The organism is Carboxylicivirga fragile (assembly GCF_050589805.1).
Taxonomy (GTDB): domain Bacteria; phylum Bacteroidota; class Bacteroidia; order Bacteroidales; family Marinilabiliaceae; genus Carboxylicivirga; species Carboxylicivirga fragile.
In genome coordinates this window covers 1-5,787 of sequence record NZ_JBNGOY010000096.1, presented here as the reverse complement: position 1 = coordinate 5,787, position 5,787 = coordinate 1, and the positions used below count along the sequence as shown (strand labels likewise).

Genomic DNA, 5,787 nt, shown 5'->3' with positions numbered 1-5,787 from the left:
AAAAAAAGCGCCCAGAGTGGAAGCCCCCGAACGCCTTTATTTTCATTGTGGAGAATAGCGGAATCGAACCGCTGACCTTTTGACTGCCAGTCAAATAATATTACTTTGTGGTATTTTGCATAAATTCTTAATGTCACTTATTATTAGAGTAATACGCATTTTGTTGTTTGTGTAAATTTGCGATATTTATCTTTTATTTGTAATCTTGTATGCAAATAGTATGCAAATTTCGATATGGCAAATGTAAATAGAGACTACCAAATATCCATCTATCTGGACACTCGTAGAGCAAAGAAAAATGGAAAATTCCCAGTTAAGCTAAGAGTATTTACTGCGCACCCTCGCAAGCAAAAATTATATCCAACTAAGTTTGAATTCACAGAAGATGAATTCGACCTTATTTGGCATGTTGAAAAACCGAGAGGAGAAAAGAAAGATATAAAGTTACTTTTAAAAGGATTAGAAACAACCACGTATGATTTAGCAGATTCGTTGGATGAGTTTACATTTGAAGACTTTGAACTACTAATATCTCCCAACAAGGTTCAGGAGAAACGAACTGTCAATGAATTCTATAAGGCTGCAATTGATAATTATAGGCACAACAATAAACTAACAACTGCAACTAGCTACGAATACAGTTTAAAGTCACTTATACAATTCTCCAGTACTGACATACTGCACTTTAAAACAATAACTGTACAATGGTTGAAGGATTATCAATTTCATATGGAATCTTTAGGGAGGAGTCGAACTTCAATTGGCATTTATTTGCGCAATCTGAAGGCAATCTTTAATAGTGCCATTTCAGATGGAGTTGTAAAACAGGAGATTTATCCGTTTGGGAAAGGAAGGTATCAGATACCAACTTCAAAAAAAGCCAAAACAGCATTATCTGCACAAGACCTTAAAGCCTTACTGCATGGACAACCCAAAACAGAAGAACAAGAAAAGGCAAAGGCATTCTGGTTCTTTTCATATGCGTGCAACGGGATGAATGTAAAGGATATTGCAGATATTAAATACAAAGACTTTATAGATGATGATACTTTCTTTTATTACCGAAATAAAATAAGGGACACCGATGTTGAGCACAAACCGATTATTATTTATCTTAATTCTTTTACAAATGGGGTTATTCAAAAGTATGGCAATAAGAAGATTAATCAAGAAACTTTTCTTTTCCCAATAGTAACTCCAGAATATAACCAAGAACAGATAGACACTGCCGTAGGCAGTTTTAACCGCTTTATTAGTCAACATATGAAAAAATATGCACAAAACCTTGGCCTTAATATTAAAATTAATAGTAAAATTGCCAGACACACATTTGCAACAAACCTTATTAGAAAGGGTGCTGGAATGGAAATGGCTCAAGAGTCACTAGGACATACAGATATTAAAACAACCAAAGCATATTTCGCAGGTTTTGCAGATGAGGATAAGCGTGATATTGCTCCTGTTTTCCGCAGTTTTCTGCAACACCCTCTGTAACCCTTGATTTTACTGGATTGATTATTTAATTTGGGTGTTGCAAACCCCAATACCATGTATGTAAGAAAGTTAAAGAACCGTTCAGGAAGTACGTCTGTGCAAGTGATACAGAAGATTAATGGCCGTTATAAGGTGCATAAAACAATAGGTTGCGCCACTACACAGCAGAATATAGAAAAATTAGTACACATTGCTAATCAGGAGATTGAGAAAGTGTCTGCTCAGCCCAAATTATTCAAATCACAAGTTGATCACATGGTTGAACAAACAATATCAACTATAAGCAATGGAGATATTCGAACCGTTGAGCCTGAAATCGTTTTTGGAAAAATTTATGATAGTATTGGATTCAATAAGTTAGAAGAAGACCTTTTTCGGCATCTTGTTATATACAGGCTCGCTTTCCCCTTGAGTAAGCTAAAAACTATCGAATATTTAGATCGCTACCAAGGTGTATCCCTCAGTATTGATTCGATATATCGTTTTTTAGACAAGCTTAACAACCAACTTAAACATCAAGATGAACAACTTGCGTTTGCGCATACGTTAAAGGTCTTAAAAGGACAGATTAACGTTGTGTTTTATGATATGACTACTTTGTATTTTGAGGCAAGCGATGAAGATGATTTACGCAAAACTGGCTTTAGCAAAGATGGGAAATACCAACATCCTCAAATTTTTATTGGTTTATTAGTTGGATTGGGTGGCTATGCAATTGGATATGATATTTTTGAAGGAAACACTTACGAAGGTCATACTCTCATCCCTTTTATAGAGCAAATTAGCCGAAAATTCGACCTAGATAAACCTGTTATTGTAGCAGATGCAGGGTTGCTTTCGAATGATAATATTAAAGCTCTGGAAAGTAAAGGCTATGAATATATTATTGGAGGTAGACTAAAGAATGAATCGGCAACTATAAAAAAACAAATATTGGCAGATGACTTTTCTGATGGAATAATCAGAAGCTATAAAAAGGAAGAGGATACACGATTAATTGTACATTATTCAAAAAAGCGTGCTACTAAAGATGCTTACAATCGTAAACGAGGTTTAATGCGTTTAGAAAAGCAAGTAAAGTCAGGAAAACTAACGAAATCGTCAATAAACAATAGAGGGTATAACAAATATTTAAAGCTAACTGGTGAGGTTTCTATAGAAATTGATTACCAGAAATACAATAAAGACGATATTTGGGATGGATTAAAGGGCTATGTTACTAATACTAAACTCTCAGATCAGCAAGTTCTTGAAAATTATAAAAATCTGTGGCATATTGAAAAGGCTTTCAGAATGTCTAAAACTGATTTGCGCATACGGCCTATTTATCATAGGCTGAGAAATCGAATTGAAGCACACATATGCATCTCATTTACTGCATACTGTATTTATAAAGAATTAGAACGAGTATTATATCAATCAGATTCCACTCTTTCCCTTAGGAATGCAGCTGAATTAACCCATAATATATACCAAATAACGTATACTCTTCCCGACTCAAAACACACTAAGTCAATGAGACTAAAAATGGATGACAAACAGACTGAGCTATGTCAAATTATTGATGACCATTTTTAGGGTGTTGCAAAGCGGAAAACAGGACAGATATTAAAACAACCAAAGCATATTTCGCAGGTTTTGCAGATGAGGATAAGCGTGATATTGCTAATAAAATGATGGATTTTGAATGATGAAAACCAAAACATTTCCTTTATTGTTATTTCTTCATTAAACAGACTGATGGTGGGTTTGCGTAAATTTCTGTCATATGTGAAAGTGTTGGGAGTTGCAATAGGTATATGGATTATTAATTAGTATTATAGTGTTTCATTAAATAATTCCAGATATCTTATAATTAATAAAAATTAATAGAAAGGGACTCCACTACTGAAAAGTCCCTTAATTTCATGTTGCATAATTCCATTTAGTCACATTTCAAAATCGAATAATGCATCTATGGACTGTAGTTTTTGGCCTACATATAGAGAAGACAAAATATTACAATCAGCATCGATAATTATAAACCTGGGTGTGTCGATAAATTTTAATTGTTTTCGAATTAAATCATGTTCATCATTAAAGATATAGTCTGTGAAACCCGTTTTTTTTGAAGATAAAAAGTATTTCCACTAGAGATAATGCAATACGGTTTGATATTCTTATTTCTTAATATTTCATAGTGCTCATTTAGCAACAATAGACCATTTTCAATACAACTAGAGCAATCATAACCTGAAGCAACAAAAATTAAGAATAAGTTTGAACTATTTGATTTAATTGAATCGCCAATAATATTTTTGACAGAACTCAAATTTTTTCCAGCAATATTTACAGTATGACTCTTTTTATAATATTTTGCGTTGTTCTCTTTTGATTTTTGAGCACACCCGAATGAACTTATAATACATATTAATATAAGGTATTTAATTCTTCTCATTTTCTATTATTTTGTATTGTTCTAGCACACCGTTGGTGGAGTTAAAAGCAGTGATCTCATTGCCAGAAACACAAAACGAAGTATACCAATTGTCTAATAGCTTGATAAGCTTGTATTCACTTATTAAGGGGATACCTGTATCCGAAATTTTCAATTGAATTATTTTGTTACAATGTGTTTTGGTATAGTCTTGAGAATGATCAATATACATTAGGTAGAGGTGGTTTCTATCACAGCATATATTTTGAATTAACAAGCGCTTTGTGTTTTGAGGACTCTCTTTAACAGCTTTCGGTGTAAAGTTTAAACGATTGAACCAAGTTACAGGTAAATCGATTTTTTTAATTATTTCATCACCTTTGTTAAATACTTCAATCACTGGTAATTCCTGGTTAACGCGAAACCATGTTTCATATTTATCACAATGCGCCATATTTACCAGGTCAACATCACTATCATTATTTTGGTAAAATGATTTAATCGCACCATTGGTTATATTGCATGTCGAATATTTATATAAATCTTTAGGTGCCATGTAATAAAGCTTATCATTTTTTCCGAAGAAGCTACAAAGCTCCGTTAAAGGGTCATCTGCTTTATGAGATATTTGAAAATGACCTTTAAAATCAAAACATGAGAACCTCAGGTTAGCTCCATCAAATATCCATAAATTGTTGTCGTAAAAAGTAAATCTATTCGGAGAAATAAACTCTCCAGGCCCCTTGCCTGAGCTGCCTATTGAATTCTTTATTTGAAGATTGTGATCCAAAACAATCAACCTTCTATTTTTCCGATCTAAGGCAAAAATATCATTACCTAATTTCTTAATTTCAGCTATATCTCCTAAATAGGTAGAATCACTTAATTGGTTTATTTCTTTCGTTAAAGTAATATTTATTAATTCTACATGATCATTTTGACAACTAGTTAATGTAGTTGTCAAATAAAAAAATGATATTACTGCTAGTATTAAGTTCTGAGTTAAGCGCATATTTAATAGTTATATAGGAGCTGCCAATATTACTTAACAGCTCCCATTGATAATTTAACAATATGTGACATTGCCATCGCATGAAATGTAAGATGATCCTGTTTGACATGTTGAAGTGCCACTGCATGAAATTGTATCGCCACACGAACAATTTAGACTTGCACTACAACCTTCGCCTTCAAATTCAAAAACGTAATTAGGACTCATTGAACACAGAGAAAATAAACTTATGAGCATCATAAAAGTAGAAAAACCTTTTTTTATTATTTTTTTCATAATCTTGAATAATTTAGCAGCTTATAAAATTTCCATCACATATAACATAGGTACTGCCGACAGTACATCGATTTACCCCATCACATCCTATTGTACAACCATCAGAACAATGGGCTATTGCACAGCAATAGCCTTCACTTCCATCTGTTAATTCGTGAGAACCCCCTTGTGAAAAAATTGGTACTGAAGTCATCATAGTCATTGCTAAAGCGATTAATGTTTTTTTCATAATAGTTTAAGTTTTAAGTTTGCCAACTTTTCTAGGAGTTGGTATTACCTTGCTTTTTTTTCAAGAAAAAAAGAGGTATAAAAAAATGGAATCATTCTATTTATTTTCATAATTGTGAGCCTAAATGTAACCCAATAATAATAATAATTATCAAAATTGCAATAATTAATCATCATGATAAACTACTATGTTATTAACAAAGTATTATTAATTTTTTTCAAAATAATCATGAATCTGTCATGATGTGTAATAAACAAATAGTCAGGATTTAAGCGAAGTTTTGTAGGGGGAAGGCTTGACGTTATGTAAATTACTAAAGAAATTTAGATATTGTTTGTGTGTTTATTTTTTAACGCATAA

Annotated in this window: 4 protein-coding genes; 2 read left to right on the top strand and 2 right to left on the bottom strand. The window is 32.5% G+C overall.

Going from position 1 to position 5,787, the window contains the following annotated elements:
- Nucleotides 1-234 precede the first annotated feature (234 nt).
- Together ACRD7B_RS22460 and ACRD7B_RS22455 are read left to right on the top strand one after the other, a co-directional pair.
- A complete protein-coding gene (locus ACRD7B_RS22460; RefSeq protein WP_430826915.1) occupies nucleotides 235-1,494 on the top strand; it encodes a tyrosine-type recombinase/integrase in 1,260 nt (419 codons plus the stop codon).
- A 54-nt stretch (nucleotides 1,495-1,548) separates the two neighbouring features.
- Nucleotides 1,549-3,072: an IS1634 family transposase gene (locus tag ACRD7B_RS22455; RefSeq protein ID WP_430826914.1), complete on the top strand. Its 1,524-nt coding sequence runs from the start codon at nucleotides 1,549-1,551 to the stop codon at nucleotides 3,070-3,072.
- A gap of 481 nt (nucleotides 3,073-3,553) precedes the next feature.
- Here ACRD7B_RS22455 and ACRD7B_RS22450 read toward each other — a convergent pair whose 3' ends face one another.
- Together ACRD7B_RS22450 and ACRD7B_RS22445 are read right to left on the bottom strand one after the other, a co-directional pair.
- Complete coding sequence (locus ACRD7B_RS22450) at nucleotides 3,554-3,931, bottom strand: hypothetical protein (protein WP_430826913.1); 378 nt, start codon at nucleotides 3,929-3,931, stop codon at nucleotides 3,554-3,556.
- Complete coding sequence (locus tag ACRD7B_RS22445) at nucleotides 3,918-4,922, bottom strand: 6-bladed beta-propeller (protein ID WP_430826912.1); 1,005 nt, start codon at nucleotides 4,920-4,922, stop codon at nucleotides 3,918-3,920. Before ACRD7B_RS22445 ends, ACRD7B_RS22450 begins: the two co-directional genes overlap by 14 nt.
- Nucleotides 4,923-5,787 lie beyond the last annotated feature (865 nt).

Bases quoted from the DNA above. Each gene is read 5' to 3' on its own strand.
- ACRD7B_RS22460 (WP_430826915.1), top strand. From the start codon at position 235: ATGGCAAATGTAAATAGAGACTACCAAATATCCATCTATCTGGACACT.
- ACRD7B_RS22455 (WP_430826914.1), top strand. From the start codon at position 1,549: ATGTATGTAAGAAAGTTAAAGAACCGTTCAGGAAGTACGTCTGTGCAA.
- ACRD7B_RS22450 (WP_430826913.1), bottom strand. From the start codon at position 3,931: ATGAGAAGAATTAAATACCTTATATTAATATGTATTATAAGTTCATTC.
- ACRD7B_RS22445 (WP_430826912.1), bottom strand. From the start codon at position 4,922: ATGCGCTTAACTCAGAACTTAATACTAGCAGTAATATCATTTTTTTAT.